At 72.4% G+C, this 19,229-nt stretch carries 23 protein-coding genes; 13 read left to right on the forward strand and 10 right to left on the reverse strand.

Annotated elements, in window-relative coordinates; genetic code table 11:
* Nucleotide 1 precedes the first annotated feature (1 nt).
* The 4 genes from AC5WRL_RS15670 (at nt 2) to AC5WRL_RS15685 (ending at nt 4,196) form a co-directional block, all read left to right on the forward strand.
* Nucleotides 2-1,165: a carbohydrate kinase family protein gene (locus AC5WRL_RS15670; protein WP_496089117.1), complete on the forward strand. Its 1,164-nt coding sequence runs from the start codon at nt 2-4 to the stop codon at nt 1,163-1,165.
* 122 nt (nt 1,166-1,287) lie between these two features.
* Nucleotides 1,288-2,343 (forward strand): PhoH family protein, encoded by a 1,056-nt coding sequence (locus tag AC5WRL_RS15675; protein ID WP_496089118.1) that lies wholly within the window; start codon nt 1,288-1,290, stop codon nt 2,341-2,343.
* Between the two features lie 13 nt (nt 2,344-2,356).
* Entirely contained in the window at nt 2,357-2,854 is a 498-nt protein-coding gene (ybeY, locus tag AC5WRL_RS15680) for an rRNA maturation RNase YbeY (protein WP_496089119.1), read from the forward strand.
* Between the two features lie 22 nt (nt 2,855-2,876).
* Nucleotides 2,877-4,196: a hemolysin family protein gene (locus AC5WRL_RS15685; RefSeq protein ID WP_496089120.1), complete on the forward strand. Its 1,320-nt coding sequence runs from the start codon at nt 2,877-2,879 to the stop codon at nt 4,194-4,196.
* A 246-nt stretch (nt 4,197-4,442) separates the two neighbouring features.
* Here the strand turns inward: AC5WRL_RS15685 and AC5WRL_RS15690 are convergent, their stop codons facing one another.
* Nucleotides 4,443-4,898 carry a hypothetical protein gene (locus tag AC5WRL_RS15690; protein ID WP_496089121.1) on the reverse strand — a complete coding sequence of 152 codons (456 nt, stop codon included), beginning with the start codon at nt 4,896-4,898 and terminating at the stop codon, nt 4,443-4,445.
* Nucleotides 4,899-5,234: 336 nt separating this feature from the next.
* Between AC5WRL_RS15690 and AC5WRL_RS15695 the strand changes: the two genes are divergently transcribed.
* The 3 genes from AC5WRL_RS15695 to era are packed head-to-tail and all read left to right on the forward strand — an operon-like array spanning nt 5,235 to nt 7,407.
* Nucleotides 5,235-6,074: a hypothetical protein gene (locus tag AC5WRL_RS15695; RefSeq protein WP_496089122.1), complete on the forward strand. Its 840-nt coding sequence runs from the start codon at nt 5,235-5,237 to the stop codon at nt 6,072-6,074.
* Between the two features lie 20 nt (nt 6,075-6,094).
* Nucleotides 6,095-6,448, forward strand: coding sequence for a cytidine deaminase-like protein (locus AC5WRL_RS15700; protein ID WP_496089123.1), 354 nt, complete (start codon nt 6,095-6,097; stop codon nt 6,446-6,448).
* A 17-nt stretch (nt 6,449-6,465) separates the two neighbouring features.
* Nucleotides 6,466-7,407, forward strand: coding sequence for a GTPase Era (gene era / locus AC5WRL_RS15705; RefSeq protein WP_496089167.1), 942 nt, complete (start codon nt 6,466-6,468; stop codon nt 7,405-7,407).
* Here era and AC5WRL_RS15710 read toward each other — a convergent pair.
* Nucleotides 7,404-8,168 (reverse strand): GNAT family N-acetyltransferase, encoded by a 765-nt coding sequence (locus AC5WRL_RS15710; RefSeq protein ID WP_496089124.1) that lies wholly within the window; start codon nt 8,166-8,168, stop codon nt 7,404-7,406. The genes era and AC5WRL_RS15710 overlap by 4 nt on opposite strands.
* A 315-nt stretch (nt 8,169-8,483) precedes the next feature.
* On the opposite strand from AC5WRL_RS15710, the gene leuA reads away from it, so the two are divergent.
* Nucleotides 8,484-10,193: a 2-isopropylmalate synthase gene (leuA, locus tag AC5WRL_RS15715; protein WP_496089168.1), complete on the forward strand. Its 1,710-nt coding sequence runs from the start codon at nt 8,484-8,486 to the stop codon at nt 10,191-10,193.
* A 158-nt stretch (nt 10,194-10,351) separates the two neighbouring features.
* The gene (locus AC5WRL_RS15720; RefSeq protein WP_496089125.1) at nt 10,352-10,990 is read left to right on the forward strand and encodes a TerB family tellurite resistance protein; all 639 of its coding nucleotides are present in this window, start codon (nt 10,352-10,354) and stop codon (nt 10,988-10,990) included.
* A 79-nt stretch (nt 10,991-11,069) separates the two neighbouring features.
* Here AC5WRL_RS15720 and AC5WRL_RS15725 read toward each other — a convergent pair whose 3' ends face one another.
* From AC5WRL_RS15725 to AC5WRL_RS15740, 4 genes are all read right to left on the reverse strand, one after another.
* Nucleotides 11,070-11,294 carry a hypothetical protein gene (locus AC5WRL_RS15725; RefSeq protein WP_496089126.1) on the reverse strand — a complete coding sequence of 75 codons (225 nt, stop codon included), beginning with the start codon at nt 11,292-11,294 and terminating at the stop codon, nt 11,070-11,072.
* 244 nt (nt 11,295-11,538) lie between these two features.
* The gene (locus tag AC5WRL_RS15730; protein ID WP_496089127.1) at nt 11,539-12,375 is read right to left on the reverse strand and encodes a helix-turn-helix domain-containing protein; all 837 of its coding nucleotides are present in this window, start codon (nt 12,373-12,375) and stop codon (nt 11,539-11,541) included.
* Nucleotides 12,376-12,400: 25 nt separating this feature from the next.
* Complete coding sequence (locus AC5WRL_RS15735; protein WP_496089128.1) at nt 12,401-12,967, reverse strand: DUF6879 family protein; 567 nt, start codon at nt 12,965-12,967, stop codon at nt 12,401-12,403.
* A complete protein-coding gene (locus tag AC5WRL_RS15740; protein ID WP_496089129.1) occupies nt 12,954-13,166 on the reverse strand; it encodes a hypothetical protein in 213 nt (70 codons plus the stop codon). Before AC5WRL_RS15740 ends, AC5WRL_RS15735 begins: the two co-directional genes overlap by 14 nt.
* 200 nt (nt 13,167-13,366) lie before the next feature.
* Here AC5WRL_RS15740 and AC5WRL_RS15745 point away from each other — a divergent pair, with 200 nt between their 5' ends.
* The gene (locus tag AC5WRL_RS15745) at nt 13,367-14,011 is read left to right on the forward strand and encodes a maltokinase N-terminal cap-like domain-containing protein (protein WP_496089130.1); all 645 of its coding nucleotides are present in this window, start codon (nt 13,367-13,369) and stop codon (nt 14,009-14,011) included.
* Here the strand turns inward: AC5WRL_RS15745 and AC5WRL_RS15750 are convergent.
* Nucleotides 13,998-14,633 (reverse strand): NIPSNAP family protein, encoded by a 636-nt coding sequence (locus AC5WRL_RS15750; protein ID WP_496089131.1) that lies wholly within the window; start codon nt 14,631-14,633, stop codon nt 13,998-14,000. The genes AC5WRL_RS15745 and AC5WRL_RS15750 overlap by 14 nt on opposite strands.
* Nucleotides 14,634-14,695: 62 nt before the next feature.
* Between AC5WRL_RS15750 and AC5WRL_RS15755 the strand changes: the two genes are divergently transcribed.
* On the forward strand, nt 14,696-15,730 hold the full coding sequence (locus AC5WRL_RS15755; protein ID WP_496089132.1) for a helix-turn-helix transcriptional regulator: 1,035 nt from the start codon (nt 14,696-14,698) through the stop codon (nt 15,728-15,730).
* Here AC5WRL_RS15755 and AC5WRL_RS15760 read toward each other — a convergent pair.
* Nucleotides 15,699-16,682, reverse strand: a complete 984-nt coding sequence (locus tag AC5WRL_RS15760; RefSeq protein WP_496089133.1) for a helix-turn-helix transcriptional regulator — start codon at nt 16,680-16,682, stop codon at nt 15,699-15,701. The genes AC5WRL_RS15755 and AC5WRL_RS15760 overlap by 32 nt on opposite strands.
* 110 nt (nt 16,683-16,792) lie before the next feature.
* Here AC5WRL_RS15760 and AC5WRL_RS15765 point away from each other — a divergent pair, with 110 nt between their 5' ends.
* Together AC5WRL_RS15765 and AC5WRL_RS15770 are read left to right on the forward strand one after the other, a co-directional pair.
* Nucleotides 16,793-17,323: a DinB family protein gene (locus tag AC5WRL_RS15765; RefSeq protein ID WP_496089134.1), complete on the forward strand. Its 531-nt coding sequence runs from the start codon at nt 16,793-16,795 to the stop codon at nt 17,321-17,323.
* A gap of 63 nt (nt 17,324-17,386) precedes the next feature.
* Nucleotides 17,387-18,127 carry an SDR family NAD(P)-dependent oxidoreductase gene (locus tag AC5WRL_RS15770; protein WP_496089135.1) on the forward strand — a complete coding sequence of 247 codons (741 nt, stop codon included), beginning with the start codon at nt 17,387-17,389 and terminating at the stop codon, nt 18,125-18,127.
* Here AC5WRL_RS15770 and AC5WRL_RS15775 read toward each other — a convergent pair.
* Nucleotides 18,117-18,509, reverse strand: coding sequence for a DUF4180 domain-containing protein (locus AC5WRL_RS15775; RefSeq protein ID WP_496089136.1), 393 nt, complete (start codon nt 18,507-18,509; stop codon nt 18,117-18,119). The two genes, AC5WRL_RS15770 and AC5WRL_RS15775, sit on opposite strands and share 11 nt — an antisense overlap.
* Nucleotides 18,506-18,943 (reverse strand): helix-turn-helix domain-containing protein, encoded by a 438-nt coding sequence (locus AC5WRL_RS15780; RefSeq protein ID WP_496089137.1) that lies wholly within the window; start codon nt 18,941-18,943, stop codon nt 18,506-18,508. Before AC5WRL_RS15780 ends, AC5WRL_RS15775 begins: the two co-directional genes overlap by 4 nt.
* Between the last annotated feature and the right edge of the window lie 286 nt (nt 18,944-19,229).

A 19,229-nucleotide genomic window follows, 5' to 3' on the forward strand; every position in this document is an offset into this window, starting at 1 on the left:
GGTGACCACGGACGACCACACGAACCCACGAGGGCAGGGACCGCTGGGGCACGCGCTCGACCCGCTGGCCGCGGTCCGCCGGCCCGGTGACCCCGCCTGCGACGTGTATCTGACCGGCACCGTCTTCCTGGACATCATCTTCACCGGCCTCGACTCGGCGCCGGTGCGCGGCACCGAGTCGTGGGCCCGGGGGATGGGCTCCAGCCCGGGCGGGGTCGCCAACATGGCCACCGCGCTGGCCCGGCTGGGGCTGCGGACCTCGCTGGCGGCGGCGTTCGGCGACGACAAGTACGGGGAGTACTGCTGGGAGACCCTGGAGCGCGGCGAGGGCATCGACCTGGACGCTTCCTGGACGGTGCCGGGCTGGCACTCGCCGGTGACCGTGTCCATGGCGTACGAGGGGGAGCGCACCATGGTCTCGCACGGCCACGAGGCGCCGCCGCCCGAGGGGGCGCCGGGGGTGCGCAGGGCACCGGCCGCCAGGTCGGCGGTGGCCTCGCTCAGCCCCGGGCAGCCGCAGGAGTGGATCGCGGCGGCGGCCAAGGCCGGCAGCCTGCTCTTCGCCGACGTCGGCTGGGACGACACCGGCGCCTGGGATCTGGCGGCGCTGCCGGAGCTGGCGCACTGCGAGGCGTTCCTGCCCAACGCGCAGGAGGCGATGCGCTACACCCGCACCGACTGCCCGCGCGCCGCCGCCCGGGCGCTGACCGAGCGGGTGCCGCTGGCGGTGGTCACGATGGGTGCGGAGGGCGCGTACGCGGCGGACGGCCGGACCGGGGAGACGGCCCAGGTGCCGGCGATCGTGGTGGAGGCGCTGGACACCACCGGCGCCGGGGACGTGTTCGTGGCGGGCTTCGTCACCGGGACGCTGGCGGGCTGGCCGCTGGCTGACCGGCTGGCGTTCGCGGGGCTGACCGCCGCGCTGTCGGTGCAGGAGTTCGGCGGCTCGCTGTCGGCGCCGGGGTGGGGGGAGATCGCGGCGTGGTGGCAGCGGGTGCGGTCGCTGACGCCGGCCGGCACGCCGATGGAGGCGGCGCTGGGGCGGTACGCGTTCCTGGAACGGCTGCTGCGGCCGTGTCCGGAGCGGCCGTGGCCGCGCCGGAGGGCGGTGCCGACGCTGGGGTTCCGGGGGAACGGTACGGGGCCGGCCGTCGCCGGCTCGTAGCGGGACGATCGCACTGCGTAATTCTCTAGGGTCTGTCGGCCCCGCGTCGTACCCTGGGACCCCGGAAGGAACCCGGAATCCGAGGACTAGAGAGGGATGAGCTGGCCCTGTCGGGGCCGCCCATGACACAGACACCCACGCACCAGCCAGTGGCCCCGGCCACTGAGGCGACCGCCCGGTTCACCGTTCCCGCCAAGCACCCGATGGTCACGGTGCTGGGGTCCGGCGACTCCCTGCTGCGGGTCATCGAGAAGTCGTTTCCCGCCACCGATATCCACGTCCGGGGCAACGAGATCACCGCCACCGGCGAAGCCGCCGAGGTGGCCCTGATCCAGCGCCTGTTCGACGAGATGATGCTGGTGCTGCGCACCGGCCAGCCGCTGACCGAGGACGCCGTGGAGCGTTCCGTCGCGATGCTGCGCTCGGCGGACAACGGCGCGGCGGACGGGGCGGAGACCCCCGCCGAGGTGCTCACCCAGAACATCCTGTCCAACCGGGGCAAGACCATCCGGCCCAAGACGCTGAACCAGAAGCGGTACGTGGACGCCATCGACCGGCACACGATCGTCTTCGGCATCGGCCCGGCCGGCACCGGCAAGACCTACCTCGCCATGGCCAAGGCGGTGCAGGCGCTCCAGTCCAAGCAGGTCAACCGGATCATCCTCACCCGTCCCGCGGTCGAGGCCGGCGAGCGGCTCGGCTTCCTGCCCGGCACGCTCTACGAGAAGATCGACCCGTATCTGCGCCCGCTGTACGACGCGCTGCACGACATGCTCGACCCCGACTCGATCCCCAAGCTGCTGAGCGCGGGCACGATCGAGGTGGCGCCGCTGGCGTACATGCGGGGCCGGACGCTCAACGACGCGTTCATCATTCTGGACGAGGCGCAGAACACCAGCCCCGAGCAGATGAAGATGTTCCTGACCCGGCTCGGCTTCGAGTCCAAGATCGTCATCACCGGTGACGTGACCCAGGTCGATCTGCCCGGCACCAGCAAGAGCGGGCTGCGGCAGGTGCAGGACATCCTGGACGGGGTGCCCGATGTGCACTTCTCCCGGCTCACCAGCACCGACGTCGTACGGCACAAGCTGGTCGGGCGGATCGTGGACGCGTACGAGCGGTACGACGAGCGCACCGAACGCACCGGCGACAGCACACACCACGGACAGGGAAAGTAGCCGCGACACCATCATGGCGATCGAGGTCAACAATGAATCCGGCCTGGAGATCGATGTGGCGGCGGTGCACGACATCGCCCGCTACGCGCTGAGCCGGATGCGGATCCACCCGCTGTCCGAACTGTCGGTCATCGCGGTCGACGAGGAGGCCATGGAGGCGCTCCACATCCAGTGGATGGACCTGCCCGGGCCCACCGATGTGATGTCCTTCCCGATGGACGAGCTGCGCCCGCCGGCCAAGGACGAGGAGGAGCCCGCGAAGGGGCTGCTCGGCGACATCGTGCTGTGCCCGCAGGTGGCCACCGCGCAGGGGGCCGCCGCCCCCACCGGGCACTCCATGGACGACGAGCTGCAACTGCTCACCGTGCACGGGGTGCTGCACCTGCTGGGGTACGACCACGAGGCGCCCGACGAGCGCGCCGAGATGTTCGGGCTCCAGAAGGCCATCGTGGACGGCTGGCGCGCCGAGGCCGGGCTGAGCGGCCCGTCCCCGGCCCCGACGATCACCTGAGCGGGCGGGCGGGACAACGACAATGGACGCCACACTGTGGACGCTGTTGCTGGTACTGCTGATCGTCGCCTGGCTGGCCTCCTGCGCCGAGGCCGGGCTGACCCGGATCACCGCCTTCCGTGCCGAACAGGCGGCGCGCGACGGGCGGCGCGGCGCCGGCCGGCTGGTGACGGTGGCCGCCGACCCGACGCGCTATCTGAACCTGGCGCTGCTGCTGCGGGTCGCCGGCGAGATGGGCGTGGCCGTGCTGGTCACCTACGCCTGCCTCAAGAGCTTCGACGAGGCGTGGCAGGCGCTGCTCGTCGCCGTGCCGGTGACGGTGGTGCTGTCGTACGTCGTCATCGGCGTCTCGCCGCGCACCGTCGGGCGGCAGCACCCGGTGGCCGTGTCGAGCGCGGCGGCGCTGGTGCTGATCCCGCTGGCGCGGGTGCTCGGGCCGCTGGCCCAGCTGCTGATCATCGTCGGTAACGCGCTGACGCCGGGCGAGGGCTTCCGCAAGGGGCCGTTCGCCTCGGAGGCGGAGCTGCGGGCGATGGTGGACCTGGCGGAGCGGGAGTCGCTGATCGAGGACGAGGAACGCCGCATGGTGCACTCGGTCTTCGAGCTGGGCGACACCCTGGTGCGGGAGGTGATGGTGCCGCGCACCGATCTGATCTCCATGGACCGGGGCAAGACGCTGCGGCAGGGTCTTTCGCTGGCGCTGCGGTCCGGGTTCTCGCGTATCCCGGTGACGGGGGAGAGCGATGACGACATCGTCGGGATCGTGTATCTGAAGGACCTGGCACGGGCGGTGCACATCAGCCGGGAGGCGGAGGCCGACCCGGTGGAGTCCGTGATGCGGCCGGCCACGTTCGTGCCGGACACGAAGAACGCCGGTGATCTGCTGCGCGAGATGCAGCGCGACCACATCCATGTGGCGGTGGCGATCGACGAGTACGGCGGCACGGCCGGGGTGGTCACGATCGAGGACATCCTGGAGGAGATCGTCGGCGAGATCGCGGACGAGTACGACACCGAGCTGCCGCCGGTCGCCGAGCTGGCGGACGGGGCGTACCGGGTGACCTCGCGGCTCGACCTGGGGGATCTGGGCGAGCTGTTCGGGCTCGACCTGGAGGACGAGGACGTGGAGACGGTCGGCGGCCTGCTGGCGAAGTCCCTGGGCCGGGTCCCGATCGCCGGCGCGACGACGGTCGTCGACCTGACGGGCGACCGTTCCCACCCCGAGCTGGCGGCGCTGCGGCTGACCGCCGAACCGCCGACCGGCCGCCGCAACCGCATCGACCGCGTGGTGGTCGAACCGATCCCCCACGAACCGGAGACGGTGGAGGAGCAGGCCGCCTGAGCGGACGCCGGGCCCGGCCGGTCGGCTGGGCCGGGCCCCGGACGCCGGGTGCTGCGCACCGGCGCTGGGCGCACCGACAGCGGCGCCTGGGTGCTGCGCACCGGCGCTGGGGCGGGTGAGCGAGTCAGCCCGTCGGGGTCGCCGGGATGGCTGTGGTGCCGACTTGTGCGGTGCCCGGGGTCCTGAGACGGCGAGAAGGCCGGTGGGCCTGCCAGGCAGCCGGGGCTGCGCCGCGGGCGCGCCCGCCTATCCGGATCGGCGGCGGACCGTCGACAGCAGGCGGCGCATGCCGGTCGCGTGGCCGCCGGTGCGGATGACCAGCAGGCGGTAGAGCGCGCCGGCCGGTCCGGGGAAGGCGGCCCGGCTTTCGGCGCGCAGCCGGCAGCGGTCCTGGCCGGCCTCCTCGATGCGGAAGATCAGGGCGTACACCGAGAAGTGGTGCCGCCCCTCCAGCGCCAGCTCGCGCCCCGGGATCGCCGAGACCACCCGGAAGCCGGGGAAGGCGGAACCGGCGGCGAGTGGCCGCGGCCCGGCGGCGGCCCGGTCGGCACAGCCGACCAGCCGCGCGTAGCGGGCGAATCCCGGTCCGGAGAAGGACCCCTCGACCGTCTCGGTCAGGGCCCGCCACACGGCGTCCGACCCGGCGGCGACGAGCGTCGCGTGCTCGTCGAGGTACGGGGGCGTCGGCGGGTCGCTGGGCATTCGGGCCTCCCCGGGCTTGGCTCATCGGCGACGGCAGCACGGGCCTCCCGGCCACGAGCGACGGCGGGCGGCCGAGCCGCCTCGCCCACCCTACGAGCCCGCCCCGCCGTCCTGCCGCGCCGACCCCGCCGACCCCTCCGACCCCTCCGGCCTACGGTCCGGGGGTGCTCGCCGCCCGGCGGCTGTGGGCCTTCGTCCGGTGACGCTGCCCCGGGCATCGGCCCGGGAGGGGACCGTCGCCGTCGGGCCCCGTGCGCCGGGGGTGGGGCGGCGGTGGTCACTCGAACGGGTGTGTGGCGGTGGTGCCGGGGCCGTTCGGGTGGCGCCATGGGAGGTATGGAGCTTTCGCAGCGAACGGCAGCCATCGCCTCCCTTGCCTCGATCGCCGCCCTCGGCCTGCTCGCCGGAACGGCACTGCACCCGGGCGTTCCCGCCGGTGCCGGTGCCGCCCGTCCCAGCGCCTCCGCCACCGTGACCGGCAGCGGCATCGCCGCCGGCACGCAGACGCTCGACGAGGAACTGCTGCGCACCGCCCTGCTCGATCACACCGACTTCCCCATGGGCTGGGCCGGCGACAGCAGCGAGCAGGCCGAACGGCGCGGCATCGGCGTGCCGCGCCCCACCGAGGACGCCTGCCGGGAACTGTTCGAACCGGCCGCGGACCAGCCAGCCACCGCGCGGGCCGGGTTCGCCCGCACCCACACCGGACCGTTCGTGGTCACCGTGGCCGCCGCGCACGGCGACGAGGCGGGGGCGCACGCCGCCATGGAGGGCTTCGCGCGGGCCGCGCGCGAGTGCGCCACCTTCCACACCGAGGAGGGCCCCGAGCAGCACACCGCCACTGTCTCGTACACCGCCGCCGGCGCCGCGAACGACGGCGCCGCGAACGACGGCGCCGCGAACGATGGCGACGACGGCGCCGGGCTCGGCGAGGAGGCCGCCGCCCTGCGCTTCGAACGGGAGGCCGAGGGAGCGGAGGAGGCCGGCGTGATCGCCGAGGTGGTGATCGTCCGGGTCGGCGCCCACACCGTACGGATCGCCCAGGCCGGCCGCGACGACGCGGCGGCCGGCGGGCTGGGTGCCCTCGCCGAGCGCGCCGTGGAGAAGCTGCGACTGGTGAGTGAGGGCCACACCCCCCTGCCCCAGCCCGACCAGCCCGGGACGACCGACCTGTAGCAGCCCGTAAGCTCCTGGGTATGAGTGACACCGACGCCGAGGACCGGAAGATCATCACCCTGGCGCGCAGCGCCCGCGCCCGCAATGGGGTGCCGCAGGGTGCGGCGGTGCGGGACGAGACGGGGCGTACGTACGTGGCCGCCACCGTCGAGCTGCCCTCGCTGCGGCTGAGCGCGCTGCGCCTGGCGGTGGCGATGGCCGTGGCCGGCGGCGCGACGTCGCTGGAGGCGGCGGCCGTGGTCGCGGACGGCGCGGGCCCCGCCGAGGTGCCGGCCGAGGACCTGGCGGCGGTGCGTGACCTGGGCGGGGCGGGCACCCCTGTCCTGCTGGCTGGCCCCGAGGGCGGCCTTCGTGCGACGATCGCGGCCTCATGAGTGACTCCCTTTCCCCGATGTCCGCGATGTTCGGCTCTGTGCCGGAGGGCTACCGTTCGGGCTTCGCCTGCTTCGTCGGCCGCCCCAACGCCGGCAAGTCGACCCTGACCAACGCGCTGGTCGGCACGAAGATCGCCATCACCTCCAGCCGCCCGCAGACCACCCGGCACTCGGTGCGCGGCATCGTGCACCGCGACGACGCGCAGCTGGTGCTGGTGGACACCCCCGGGCTGCACAAGCCCCGCACCCTGCTGGGCCAGCGGCTCAACGATGTGGTGCGCACCACCTGGGCCGAGGTCGATGTCATCGGCTTCTGCCTGCCCGCCGATCAGAAGATCGGCCCGGGTGACCGCTACATCGCCAAGGAACTGGCGGAGATCAAGCGCACCCCCAAGGTCGCGGTCGTCACCAAGACCGACCTGGTGGAGCCGCAGGTGCTGGCCGAGCGGCTGCTGGACGTACAGCGGCTCGGCGCCGAGCTGGGCCTGGAGTGGGCCGAGATCGTGCCCGTCTCGGCGGTCGGCGACCAGCAGGTCGGCCTGCTCGCCGATCTGCTGGTGCCGCTGCTGCCCGAGGGCCCGCCGCTGTACCCCGAGGGCGATCTCACCGACGAGCCCGAACAGACCATGATCGCCGAGCTGATCCGGGAGGCCGCGCTCGAAGGGGTACGGGACGAGCTGCCGCACTCCATCGCCGTCGTCGTCGAGGAGATGCTGGAGCGCGAGGACCGCCCCGCCGACCGGCCGCTGCTGGACATCCACGCCAATCTCTTCATCGAGCGGCCCAGCCAGAAAGGCATCGTCATCGGCCCCAAGGGCAGCCGGCTCAAGGATGTGGGCAGCAAGGCCCGCAAGCAGATCGAGGCGCTGCTGGGCACCCCGGTCTTCCTCGATCTGCACGTGAAGGTGGCCAAGGACTGGCAGCGCGACCCCAAGCAGCTGCGCCGGCTGGGGTTCTAACCGGGGAAGTCGTACAGGTACGGCGTGGTGGTGCTGAGTTCGGTGAAGCCCAGCCGCCGCAGGATGGGGCGGCTGTCCTCGGAGGCGTCCACCTGGAGGTAGCGGACCCCGTGCCGGGCGGCGAGCCCGGCGCGTACCGCCACCAGCGCCCGGTAGATGCCCCGGCCGCGCCACCGGGGCGCGGTGCCGCCGCCCCACAGGCCGGCGAAGTCGGTGCCCGGGTAGCGTTCCATGCGCGCCGCGCACACCGGCTCGTCGCCGGCCAGCGCCACCAGCACGTCCACCAGCTCCGGGGTCTCGGCCAGCTGCGTGCGTACCATCGCGCCCAGACCGGCCGGATCCGTACCGAACGCCTGCTCGTGTGCCCGCATCATGAGGCGCACGCCCGCCTCGTCGGTCACCCGGTGCAGGGTGACGCCCTCCGGGAGGGCGCTGTCGGTGGGCAGGGCCGCCGTCTCGGCGACCATCAGGGTCTCCGGCGGCTCCGGTACGAGCCCGGCCGCCCGCAGCCGCTCGCCGAGATCGGCGGGGCGGTCATGGCCGTACGACTTCCACTCGAAGCCGCGCCCGAGCCCCGTGAAGTAGGCGATCTGCGCGGCGATCGCGGCGTCCGCCGTCCCCTCGGTGAGGCCGGACCACACCACGCCGTCCCAGCCGCCCCGCTCCCGGGTCTGCCGCACCACCGCGCCTGCCCGCTCGGCGGGGGTGAGCTGCCTGCGCAGCTGCTGATCGAAGCGGGCCAGCACCTTTTCCCTGTCCATCCGGTCAGCTGATCACTGCCCGGCTCGGCCCGCCACCGAATTCGGCCGCCATACGGGATCTCGCATAGTGATACGGCCCACGCCGGTCGACGGACGGGCGGGTTAGGCTGAGCGGGCGATGCGTTACGGGAACCTTCTTCTCCTTAGCCGCCGCGGCGAGGGTCTGTAGTCGTACGGGCCGACCCCCTCCCCGCGGAGTTCGGCGCTGCCGTCGGCCGTTCCCCCCGACCGATCTCACGCACGCATCACTCAGGAGCACTCGTGCCCAAGCCGACGCCCATCACCGCCGCCACCGCCCCGCAGCGCCCCTCCGGCATGCCGGTGCACCGCTACACCCCGTACGAGGCGGTGGAGCTGCCGGACCGCACCTGGCCCGGGAAGCGGATCACCGCCGCGCCGCGCTGGCTGTCCACCGATCTGCGGGACGGCAACCAGGCGCTGATCGACCCGATGTCGCCGGCCCGCAAACGTGCCATGTTCGATCTGCTGGTGCGGATGGGCTACAAGGAGATCGAGGTCGGCTTCCCGGCCTCCGGGCAGACCGACTTCGACTTCGTGCGCTCCATCATCGAGGAGGACGCGATCCCGGAGGATGTGACGATCTCCGTCCTCACCCAGGCCCGCGAGGAGCTGATCGCCCGCACCGTGGAGTCCCTGGTGGGCGCCCCGCGCGCCACCGTGCACCTGTACAACGCCACCGCGCCGACCTTCCGGCGGGTGGTGTTCCGGGGCGGGAAGGACGACGTACGGCGGATCGCGGTGGACGGCACCCGGCTGGTGATGGAGTACGCCGAGAAGCTGCTGGATCACCGTACGGTCTTCGGCTACCAGTACAGCCCGGAGATCTTCACCGACACCGAACCGGACTTCGCGCTGGAGGTGTGCGAGTCGGTGATGGAGGTGTGGCAGCCGGGCGAGGGCCGCGAGATCATCCTCAATCTGCCGGCGACGGTGGAGCGCTCCGTACCGTCCACCTACGCGGACCGCTTCGAGTGGATGTCGCGGCACCTGTCGCACCGCGAGTACGTGTGCCTGTCGGCGCACCCGCACAACGACCGGGGTACGGCGGTGGCCGCCGCCGAGCTGGCGGTGCTGGCCGGGGCGGACCGGGTGGAGGGGTGTCTGTTCGGGCAGGGCGAGCGCACCGGCAATGTGGACCTGGTGACGCTGGGCATGAACCTGTTCTCGCAGGGCGTGGATCCGCAGATCGACTTCTCGCGGATCGACGACGTCCGGCGCACGTACGAGTACTGCAACCAGATGGAGGTCCCGCCGCGCCACCCGTACGCCGGTGACCTGGTCTACACCTCCTTCTCCGGCTCGCACCAGGACGCCATCAAGAAGGGCTTCGAGGCGATGGACGCCGAGGCGGCCCGGCGCGGGGTCGGGGTGGACGACCTGACCTGGGACGTGCCGTATCTGCCGATCGACCCCAAGGATGTGGGGCGGTCCTACGAGGCGGTCATCCGGGTCAACTCGCAGTCCGGGAAGGGCGGCATCGCGTACGTCCTGAAGACCGACCACAAGCTGGACCTGCCGCGCCGGATGCAGGTGGAGTTCTCGCGGATCATCCAGGAGAAGACGGACGCGGAGGGCGGCGAGATCACCCCGGCGGAGATCTGGCGGGTGTTCGCCGACGAGTATCTGCCGGCGGCGGACGGGTCCCGGGGCTGGGGGCGGATCGCGCTGCGCGACGCCCAGACCTCGACCACCAGCGGGGGCGGCGTGGACGCGCTCACGGTGGAGGCGGTCGTGGACGGCGCCGACACGGTGCTGACGGGGCAGGGCAACGGCCCGCTGGCGGCGTTCTTCGACGCGCTGGCCGGGGCGGGCGTGATCGGTGAAGAGGTGCGTCTGCTGGACTACGTGGAGCACACGATGAGCGAGGGCGCCGGGTCGCAGGCTGCGGCGTACATCGAGTGCGCGATCGGCGACCGGGTGCTGTGGGGCATCGGCATCGACGCGAACATCGTGCGGGCGTCGCTGAAGGCGGTCGTCTCCGCCGTCAACCGGGCGGCTCGTTAGTCACCCGTACGAGCGGGCCCGCGCCCCGCGCCCCGTGCCGGGGCGCGGGCCTGATTCGGCCGCGCATTTGGCCGGTCTGACTACTGCCCCCGATGGGGGAGTGTGGTTAACATCACGTCTCACACCCGCAGTGTTGCGGGCGTGTTACGGAGGTCGGCGTGCCGAGGGTGGCAGGGACAGGTATCCGCACGGCGTGGCGTGTCATCGACGACGGGGACTTCTTCTGCCCCGGCTGCGGCGGTGACCGCTGCTATCAGCGGCTGACCGGCCGGCGGCGGGCGACGCTGCTGGGCGTACCGGTGCTGCGGCTGGGCACGGCCGGCCCGGTGGTGGCCTGCGTGTCGTGCGAGGGCCACTTCCCCGAATCGGCGCTGGACGGCCCGACCACCACCCGGCTGGCGGCGCTGCTGCGCGACGCGTACCGGACGGTGGCGCTGGCGACGCTGGCCACGGCCGACCGAACCGCGCTGGCGGTGGCGGTGGAGTCGCTGCGGGAGGCGGGCTTCCCGGAGTTCACCGAGGACCGGCTGGCGGGCACGGTGTCGGCGGTCGGCTTCCCCGAGAGCGCCGAGGACCGGCTGGTGGGAACGGTCTCGGAGACGGAGCTGCGCGCGGCCCTGGAGCCGCTGGCCCCGCATCTGGCGCCGGCGGGCCGCGAGAGCCTGCTGCTGCACGGCGCCCGCATCGCGCTGGCAGACGGTCCGTACACGGACCCGGAGCGGGTCACCCTGACGCTCATCGGCATGACCCTGGGCCTGGCGGCGGCCGACCGCGAGCGCCTGCTGGCGGCGGCGTAGCGGGCGGGCGACGCGCGGAAGCCCCGCCCAGGGGCCGAGGAGGCACCCGGGCGGGGCCCCGGTTCGCAGGCGCTGAAGGCTAGGAGTCCTTCTTGTCACCGCCGCTGGGGGCCGGGTCGCGCGGGGCCTCGGGAGGCATGGGGCCCCCGTCGTGCTTGCCGCCGTCGTTCTCCGCCGTCACGGGAAGGGGGAGGAGCGGTGCTGGAACAGGGGTCAGGTGCTGGGGGAGACGGAACGGTACGCCCCGCCACCCCTCGGCGTCAGGCGTACGTGTCTCGTACGCGTCGATGGTGGGTGCGGTCATCCTTGGTGTCCTCTTCCTCAGGGGGCCACACCGCCGTACCGTCGGTGGCATGACCGGAGAAACCGCAGGGCTTGTGCCCATGCGGGCGGTCACCCGCTCCGGCCGGCTGAGCTGTCCACGGCTTCCATCGGCCGGGGCGGGCGTTTGGGCAGCTGCCTCGTGTGCAACTGCTCTGAGGATGCCCGCACTTGAAGGAATTATTCACGAGATGAGTGAATAATTCAGAAGAGGGGATCGGTGTGCGTCAGGAGCCCCGTCGCTCTTGGCTGACGGCCAGCAGCAGCTCACGGGCCTCGGACCCGAACACGGCGGCCTCACTCATGGTCCGGAACATCCGCAGATACACAGCGACATCGCGCGGCTCGGTGACGGTCACCGTCGCGTGCTCCAGGCTGATGGTCACCAACCGCTCGTCGAAGATCTGATAGCCGTGCAGCGGTGTGTCCCCGGGCCGCGCGGCAAAGGGGATCACACCCACATCAACATTGCTCAATGTGGCGATCGACGCGATGTGCGCGAGCTGCGCGGCCATCACATCACCGGGACAGAAACCCCAGCGCAGTACCGCCTCCGTCAGCACGAACGTGAACCGGCGGCCGGGATCGTACAGCCCCTGCTGCCGCTCCTGCCGTACGGCGGTGGTGTGGGCGAGTTCGGCGCCGGTCAGGGTCATGGACAGGACACGCCGGACGAACTCAGCGGTCTGCAACAGGCCGGGCACCATTACGGGGGAGAAGTACCGAAGAGCGGTGGCTGAGGCTTCGGCCTGGCGGATCTGGTCCTGCTTCTGCGCGGTGCCACGCCGCCGTACCGACCGGTTGCTTTCCACCGTGGTGTGCAACCGGGCTACCAGCCCGAGCAGTTCTGTCCGCTCGGCCGGTCCGGCCCCGTACAGGTCGAGAAGCGTCTCGGCGTCCTGCCCCGAAGGCAGGAGGCGGCCATTCTCCAGCTTGGAGATCTTGGGCTGTGACATCCCGCTGGTCTCGGCCGCGCGCACGCCAGTCATGGCCGCGGCCTTGCGCAGCGCGCGCAGGGCCGCGGCCAGCCGGCGGCGGTCGGACTCGTAGCGCTCGGGATTCATCCAGCGGGGTGTCAGTCAGGGGTGGTCATGTGCTGCTCTTGTGCAGCCAGTTCTCGCGCCAGTATTGCGGATGAGTGTTCCAGTACTCCGGGAAGGGGGTGGCGATGGCCAGCGTGGCGTCCCGGAGCCGCACGTGTTCGGCGACCACGACCGGGTCATCGATGGCCGTTGCGCCGAGAAATGCCCCCGTATCGTCGTAGTGCATGCGCAGCACCACGCGGCCATCCATCATCCACCAGTCGTAGGCGGGAAGTTCGGGGACGGCGGGAACATCGGCGCGGTCGATGATGAAGGTGCGCTGACCACGCCGCTCCGTCGCGGAGTAGGACCACTCGCACTCCCACCGCTCGTACTCACTGAGCGGCCCGGTCATCACGCGTACCTTGCGGAACGCCACTCCCTCGCCCACCCGGCGCTCGATCTCCTCGTACCATCCCTTGGGGTCATCGGCCGGGTCGTACGGATCGCCGGCCAGGTAGGACCGCAGGCGCGGTTGCTCGACGGTGACTTTGTAGGAGCTGAACGCCTCCAGCCGGAACCACTCGCTCCGTGCGTTGTCGAAGTAGGCGTCGAATTCCTCATTGCTCAGCACTGCGCAGCACCTCCGCGATCAGATGAGCGGGCAGCTCGACGACTTCCTCGTGGTCGGGGAGCTTGAGAGCCAACAGAGTGCCGGCGTCAGTGACCTTCCAGCCCCGGGCGATGATGGTTCCCCGGTCTGTCCGGTACAGGGCCGGGCAGTCCCGCTCGTCATTGCAATCCTCGGTGCGGCGCACCACTTCAAGCCTCACTGGGCAACCCCCTCCATAGAGCGGACATACTCAACATTATTCGAGGCTTTCACTGAATAATTCAAGGGCGCATCAGGGATGTTCATGGCACGCGATGCGCCGGGGGGCGTGCGCCTGGGGCATCGTCGTGTTCGGGGGTGACCGGCCGGGGTGGGAGGGTGGGAGGCGCCCAGACCGATCGACGGACGTGGAGGTCCGGCATGGCTGTGATCCACAACAGCACCACGATGGTGCCCACCAAGCTGGAACTGCTCACCGAGTGGCTGCCCGCCCAGCCGTGGTACCGGGGTACCGGGCGGCCGGAGTTGTCCAAGGCCGGGGGGTTCCGGCTGGACGATCCGGCGGGGGAGGTGGGCATCGAGTTCATGGTCGCCAACGACACCTCGGGCACCGAACCCACCAGCTATCTGCTGCCGTTCGGCTATCGCGGCGAACCCCTCGAAGGCGCCGGGCACGCCCTCGTCGGGACCTCGGAGCACGGGGTGCTGGGCCGGCGGTGGATCTACGACGGGTGTCATGATCCGGTGGTGACCGCCCAACTGCTCGCCTTTGTCGAGGGCAGGACCCAGGCGCAGAACCAGAACGTCAGCGACACCCCTGATCAGGAGGTTGCCCGCCGGTACTCCGGGGAGGGGTTCGGCGCCTCGGCGTACCACTCCGTACGGGTCGTCGATGATCAGGACGGGACCGTCCTCGACGTGGGCGACGGGACGGTCCTGCGGCTGCACCGGGTGCTGCGGGCCGGCGCCTCGCACGAGGCGCCCGGCGTCGGCATCGGCGTCGAGGGGGCCTGGCAGGCGCCGGACGGTACCCGGGTGCGGGGCGCGTTCGTTACGTCCGGCTGAGCCGCAGGGTCTGGGGGACGGCGGTCTGTTCGCGCTCGATGTCCCGCATGACGGGATGGGTGCGTACCCCGTCCGGGAGGTCGCCGGGGAGGAGGAGCACCACGACGTTCTCCCCGGTGCGGACCGGCAGCCGGCTGAAGGTGTTGGGCGCCGTCTCGGTGGCCAGGACGGCGAGCGGGGCCCGGCCCGACGCGTGGAGCACGGGGAGCAGGCCGTCCCGGATGAGGGCGGCGCCCTCGGTGCTGCCGGGCGGGAAGGACCAGATGGTGGCGGTCACCAGCGGGGCGGTGAGGTCGCCGCCGCTGCCGGGCACCAGGGGCCGCAGCAGCAGGACGTCGTCGGAATCGACCATGGTGGCGTTGGCCGCCGGACCGTGTTCGGCCCAGACGGGGCCCTCCTCGTAGAAGGCCGTCAGGGCCCGGTGGCGTGCGGTCATGTCGGGGAAGCCGCGCAGCCACACGAAGCGGTCGGGGTCGTCCAGGTCCCGGAACAGGCCGAGGACGGCGATCCCCACCGCTTCCTGGCCTGCGGTGAACGCCTTGTCGAAGAGGCCGATGAGTTCGTCCCGGCGGCCGGGACGCAGCGTGTACTGGCGGAGTTCGATCACGGATGAGGTGCGCATGCCGGGAACGTTAGGCCCGTGGTGTGACAGGTGCTGTCAGGGTTTCCGGGCAGAATGCGGCCATGTCCGCCGGTCGTCTGCTGTCGCTGCTGTTGTTGCTGCAATCCCGTGGCCGGATGTCCGCGCCGGCGATCGCGGGCGAGCTGGGGGTGTCGGTACGGACCGCCTACCGTGATCTGGCCCGGCTCCAGGAGGCCGGGGTCCCGGTGTACGCGGAGCCGGGGCGCGGCGGCGGCTACCAGCTGCTCGACGGGTACCGCACCCGGCTGACGGGGCTGAGCGAGGGCGAGGCGCGGGCCCTGTTCTTCGCCGGGCTGCCCGGGCCGGCCGCCGAGCTGGGGCTCGGGGCGGAGGTGGCGGCGGCCCGGCTGAAGCTGCTGGCCGCGCTGCCCGCCGGGCCGCGCGCGGAGGCGGCGCGCAGCGCGGAGGTGTTCCACCTGGACGCCCCCGGCTGGTACCGGGAGCCAGAACCGGCACCGTTTCTGCCGCTGCTGGTGGAGGCGGTGGTCGCCCTGCGGGTGGTGGAGGTGCGGTACCGGCGCTGGCGCGCGCCGCAGGAGGTGACACGCCGGCTGCGCCCGTACGGTCTGGTCCTCAAGTCCGGGGTCTGGTACGTCGTGGCCGCGACGGCCGCCGGGGAGCATGGCCGGGTGGCGACGTACCGGGCGACCCAGGTGCTGGACGCCGCGCTGAGCGAGGAGAGTTTCGAGCGGCCGGCGGATTTCGATCTGGGCGCGTACTGGGCCGGGTATCTGGCGGAGTTCCGCGCCAACCGGTTCACCGGCACCGCCGTCATCCGGCTGTCGCCGCGCGGGCGTGAGCGGCTGGCCGACAATGTGCCGCCGGAGCTGGTGCGGGCGGTGGAGGCCACCGCGACCGAGGTGGCCGACGCGGGCGCGGAGGGGTGGATCGAGGCGGTCATCCCGACCGAGAGCACCGAGCACGCGTGCGGCGAACTGCTGCGGCTCGGGGTCGATGTCGTGGTGGTCGGGCCGCCCGTGCTGCGGGACGCGATGGCCGCCACCGTGGCCGTACTCGCCCGGGCCTACGGGCCGCCGGCCCCGCTCACGGGCTCCCGGCCGCCGCCGCCCGGGTGAAGCGGCTGCCCCAGTCGTGCAGCGCGTCGAGCAGTTCGGGCGGGGCGGTGACCCGGAACTCGGCGCCGGTCATGCCCAGCGCGAACAGCGGCCAGTCCAGCGAGTCGGTGCTCATCACGACCCGGCAGCGGCCCGGCCGGTCGGCCTCCTCGACCGTGCACCAGCGGCCGATGCGGGTGCGTACCTCCGCCGCCGGGGCCTCGACCACCGCCTCGGCCCGGTACGGGGCGGGCGGCTTGTCGATGCCGGCCCGCACAAAGGCCGCGGCGTCGGTGGCCGGCAGCTCGTGGGGCCGGAAGCGGGCGCCGGTGGGCCGGGCCGGGCCGCTGACGCGGTCGAGACGGAAGCTGCGCCAGGCGTGCCGGGTGAGGTCGTAGCCCACGAGATACCAGCGGCGGCCGAGCATCACCAGGCGGTGCGGTTCGAGATGGCGCTCGGTGTGCTCGCCGGTTGCGGCGGTGTAGGCGAAGCGCAGCCGTTCGCTGTCGCGGCAGGCCATGGCGATGCCGGTGAGCAGGTCCGGGTCGAAGCCGGCCGGTGCCGCCCCGTCGCCCCAGCCGGGGGCCGGGACGGTCACCCGGTGCAGGGCGTCCACCCGGTGCCGCAGCCGGGCCGGCAGCACCTGGACGATCTTGGCCAGCACCCGTACCGAGGACTCGGCGATGCCCTCCACGGTGCCCTGTGCGGCGGTCTGGAGGCCCACGACCAGGGCGACGGCCTCCTCGTCGTCGACCAGCAGCGGCGGCAGCGCGGCACCGGCGGCCAGCTGGTAGCCGCCCTCGGTGCCGCGCTGCGCCTCGACCGGGTAGCCGAGCTCGCGCAGCCGGTCGATGTCGCGGCGCAGGGTGCGGACGGAGACACCGAGCCGGCCGGCCAGCTCGGTGCCCGGCCAGTAGCGGTGGGTCTGGAGGAGGGACAGCAGGCGGAGGGTACGGGAGCTGGTGTTGGCCATGCGGGTCATTCTGGCGGCGGTTCAGGTCAGAAACTGACCGCTCGGGTCCCTAGCGTGGGAACTGTCAGTGACCGAGCGGCATTCGCATCACGTAGCCAAGGAGCAGCGACATGACCTCCCCTTCCCCCACCCTCGACGTCGAGCGCGCGGATCTGCTGGAGTCCTTGCGGAAGGCCCGGGGCTTTCTGCGGTTCACCGTCCGGGACCTCACCGATGAGCAGGCCGGGCTCCGTACCACGGTGAGCGAGCTGTGTCTGGGCGGGCTGATCAAGCACGTCACCGTCGTCGAGCGGAACTGGGTGCGGTTCATCGAGGAGGGGCCGGCGGCGATGCCGGACTTCACCGAGCTGACCGAGGAGGACTTCGCGCGGCGGGCCGCCGAGTTCCGGATGGCGCCGGACGACACGCTGGCCGGGGTGCTGGACGCGTACGAGGAGGTGGCGTCCCGCACCGACGAACTCGTGGCCACGTACCCGGATCTCGACCGGTCCCACCCGCTGCCGAAGGCCCCCTGGAACGAGCCGGGCGGCCGGCAGTCGGCACGCCGGACGCTCCAGCACATCATCGCGGAGACGGCGCAGCACGCCGGCCACGCGGACATCATCCGGGAGGCGCTGGACGGCCAGAAGACCATGGGCTGAGCGGGGAAGCGCCGCGTCGCTTTCCCGCCAGCGGTCCCCGGCCGCGATGACGAGGCTGGAGCCATGAATCGACTGACAGGAAAAGTGGCTCTGGTGACCGGCGGCAGCCGGGGGATCGGCGCGGCGATCGCGGTACGGCTGGCGGCGGAGGGGGCCGACGTCGTCATCACGTACGCGACCGGCGGTGACCGCGCCGCCGTGGTGGTGAAGGAGATCGAGCGGGCCGGGCGGCGCGGGCTGGCCGTCCGGGCCGACAGCGGGGATCCGGCGGCGGTGGTGGCGGCGGTGGATACGGCGGCCACCGAATTCGGGCGGCTGGACATCCTCGTGAACAACGCGGCGGTCTTCGCCTTCGGCCCGTTCGACGAGCTGGCGCCGGAGGAGATCGACCGCACCCTGGCGGTGAATGTCCGGGGCCCGCTGATCGCCGCCCGGGCGGCGGCCCGGCACATGACGGCCGGCGGGCGCGTCATCAGCATCGGCAGCAATGTGGCGGAGAGGGCGCCGTTCCCCGGCATGGCGGTGTACGCGATGAGCAAGTCGGCGCTCACCGGCATGACCAAGGGGCTGGCCCGGGACCTCGGGCCGCGCGGCATCTCGGTCACGCTGGTGCACCCGGGGCCCACCGACACGGAGGCGAACCCGGCCGACGGGCCCGACGCGGAGACCTTCGCCGGCTTCACGGCGCTCGGCCGGTTCGCCGACCCGGCGGATGTCGCCGCGACTGTGGCCCATCTGGCGGCGGAGGACGGCGGTTATCTCACCGGGACCGCGATCCACGTGGACGGCGGGTTCACCGCCTGACGCCGGCCAGCCGGGAGCCGAGCGCGGTGAGGTCGGGGAGGAACCAGAGCTGGGTGCCCTGGTTGCTCTCGCGGACGAAGTCCCGCAGCGGCGTACTCCCCTCCAGGTGGCGGGAGATGTCGCCGAGGACCGCCAGGCCCATCCGGTAGGTGGCGAACTTCTGCACGATGTCGCCCGCGACCTGGGTGCGCAGCCGGAAGAAGTCGTCGGTGAGGCGGGCGGCCGGCAGCGCCACCCAGGTGGCGCCGAGGTACCAGCCCTCGCCGATCAGATCGGTGGCGGCCCGCTCGTCGCGCAGCGGCGGGCCGTCCGCCGGGCAGACCAGGATGGTCGCGCCCGCCAGCTCCTGGACGGCGTTGGTGTTGGTGTTGGTGTCGGTCATCGGGGGTCCTCGTCGTCGATCAGGGCGTGGATGATCTTCAGCAGCTCGGCGGTGTCGGCGAGATCCCCCAGGATGATGATCTTGAGGGCGGCCCGCTCCTCGTCGTAGACGCTCTCGACGCGCAGCGGCGGGGCGCCGGCGCCCCGGCCGCCCACGCTCGCCAGCACGGTGTTGGTCAGGCGATTGGCGTCGTCCGGCGCGATCGCGTCGATCTGGACGATGCCGGACACCTCGGTGTGCCGGCGGCGCCGGGCGGGGGAGGGGGCGGGAACGGGGGCGCCGGTGAACGCCGCCAGGTCCTCCCGGGTGATCCGGTACTGGCGGCCCACCCGGCTCGCCGTCAGCCGCCCGTCCCGCACATAGCCGCGCACGGTGCGCACATGCAGCCCGAGCAGCTCCGCCACCTGGTCCACCGAGTAGTACAGCTGCCGCATCGTCCTGCCCGCCTGTCCATCTATCCGGCTACCTTCCCTTTCCTTCCCCCAAGTTACCTCAAGTATGGGGCGATGCGTCATATGAGGGAGTGATACGGCCGCTCACCGGGCGAGCACGGAGACCCGGGAGCCGGTGGCCGGCCGGGCCGGAACACCGCCCGGACCGAACGGGAAGCCCAGGACGGTCACCGCCGCGCCGATCCCCGGGTACGAGGTGCGCGGAACGCCTCCCGGCGCCGCCCCCGGCAGGGCACACTGTCCTCGGGCAACACGGGGGAGAGAGCGG

The sequence above is a fragment of the Streptomyces sp. NTD107 genome (assembly GCF_059510435.1).

Bases quoted from the DNA above. Each gene is read 5' to 3' on its own strand.
- AC5WRL_RS15675 (WP_496089118.1), top strand. From the start codon at position 1,288: ATGACACAGACACCCACGCACCAGCCAGTGGCCCCGGCCACTGAGGCG.
- ybeY (WP_496089119.1), top strand. From the start codon at position 2,357: ATGGCGATCGAGGTCAACAATGAATCCGGCCTGGAGATCGATGTGGCG.
- AC5WRL_RS15685 (WP_496089120.1), top strand. From the start codon at position 2,877: ATGGACGCCACACTGTGGACGCTGTTGCTGGTACTGCTGATCGTCGCC.
- AC5WRL_RS15690 (WP_496089121.1), bottom strand. From the start codon at position 4,898: ATGCCCAGCGACCCGCCGACGCCCCCGTACCTCGACGAGCACGCGACG.
- AC5WRL_RS15695 (WP_496089122.1), top strand. From the start codon at position 5,235: ATGGAGCTTTCGCAGCGAACGGCAGCCATCGCCTCCCTTGCCTCGATC.
- AC5WRL_RS15700 (WP_496089123.1), top strand. From the start codon at position 6,095: ATGAGTGACACCGACGCCGAGGACCGGAAGATCATCACCCTGGCGCGC.
- era (WP_496089167.1), top strand. From the start codon at position 6,466: ATGTCCGCGATGTTCGGCTCTGTGCCGGAGGGCTACCGTTCGGGCTTC.
- AC5WRL_RS15710 (WP_496089124.1), bottom strand. From the start codon at position 8,168: ATGGACAGGGAAAAGGTGCTGGCCCGCTTCGATCAGCAGCTGCGCAGG.
- leuA (WP_496089168.1), top strand. From the start codon at position 8,484: ATGCCGGTGCACCGCTACACCCCGTACGAGGCGGTGGAGCTGCCGGAC.
- AC5WRL_RS15725 (WP_496089126.1), bottom strand. From the start codon at position 11,294: ATGACCGCACCCACCATCGACGCGTACGAGACACGTACGCCTGACGCC.
- AC5WRL_RS15730 (WP_496089127.1), bottom strand. From the start codon at position 12,375: ATGAATCCCGAGCGCTACGAGTCCGACCGCCGCCGGCTGGCCGCGGCC.
- AC5WRL_RS15745 (WP_496089130.1), top strand. From the start codon at position 13,367: ATGGCTGTGATCCACAACAGCACCACGATGGTGCCCACCAAGCTGGAA.
- AC5WRL_RS15750 (WP_496089131.1), bottom strand. From the start codon at position 14,633: ATGCGCACCTCATCCGTGATCGAACTCCGCCAGTACACGCTGCGTCCC.
- AC5WRL_RS15755 (WP_496089132.1), top strand. From the start codon at position 14,696: ATGTCCGCCGGTCGTCTGCTGTCGCTGCTGTTGTTGCTGCAATCCCGT.
- AC5WRL_RS15760 (WP_496089133.1), bottom strand. From the start codon at position 16,682: ATGGCCAACACCAGCTCCCGTACCCTCCGCCTGCTGTCCCTCCTCCAG.
- AC5WRL_RS15765 (WP_496089134.1), top strand. From the start codon at position 16,793: ATGACCTCCCCTTCCCCCACCCTCGACGTCGAGCGCGCGGATCTGCTG.
- AC5WRL_RS15770 (WP_496089135.1), top strand. From the start codon at position 17,387: ATGAATCGACTGACAGGAAAAGTGGCTCTGGTGACCGGCGGCAGCCGG.
- AC5WRL_RS15775 (WP_496089136.1), bottom strand. From the start codon at position 18,509: ATGACCGACACCAACACCAACACCAACGCCGTCCAGGAGCTGGCGGGC.
- AC5WRL_RS15780 (WP_496089137.1), bottom strand. From the start codon at position 18,943: ATGCGGCAGCTGTACTACTCGGTGGACCAGGTGGCGGAGCTGCTCGGG.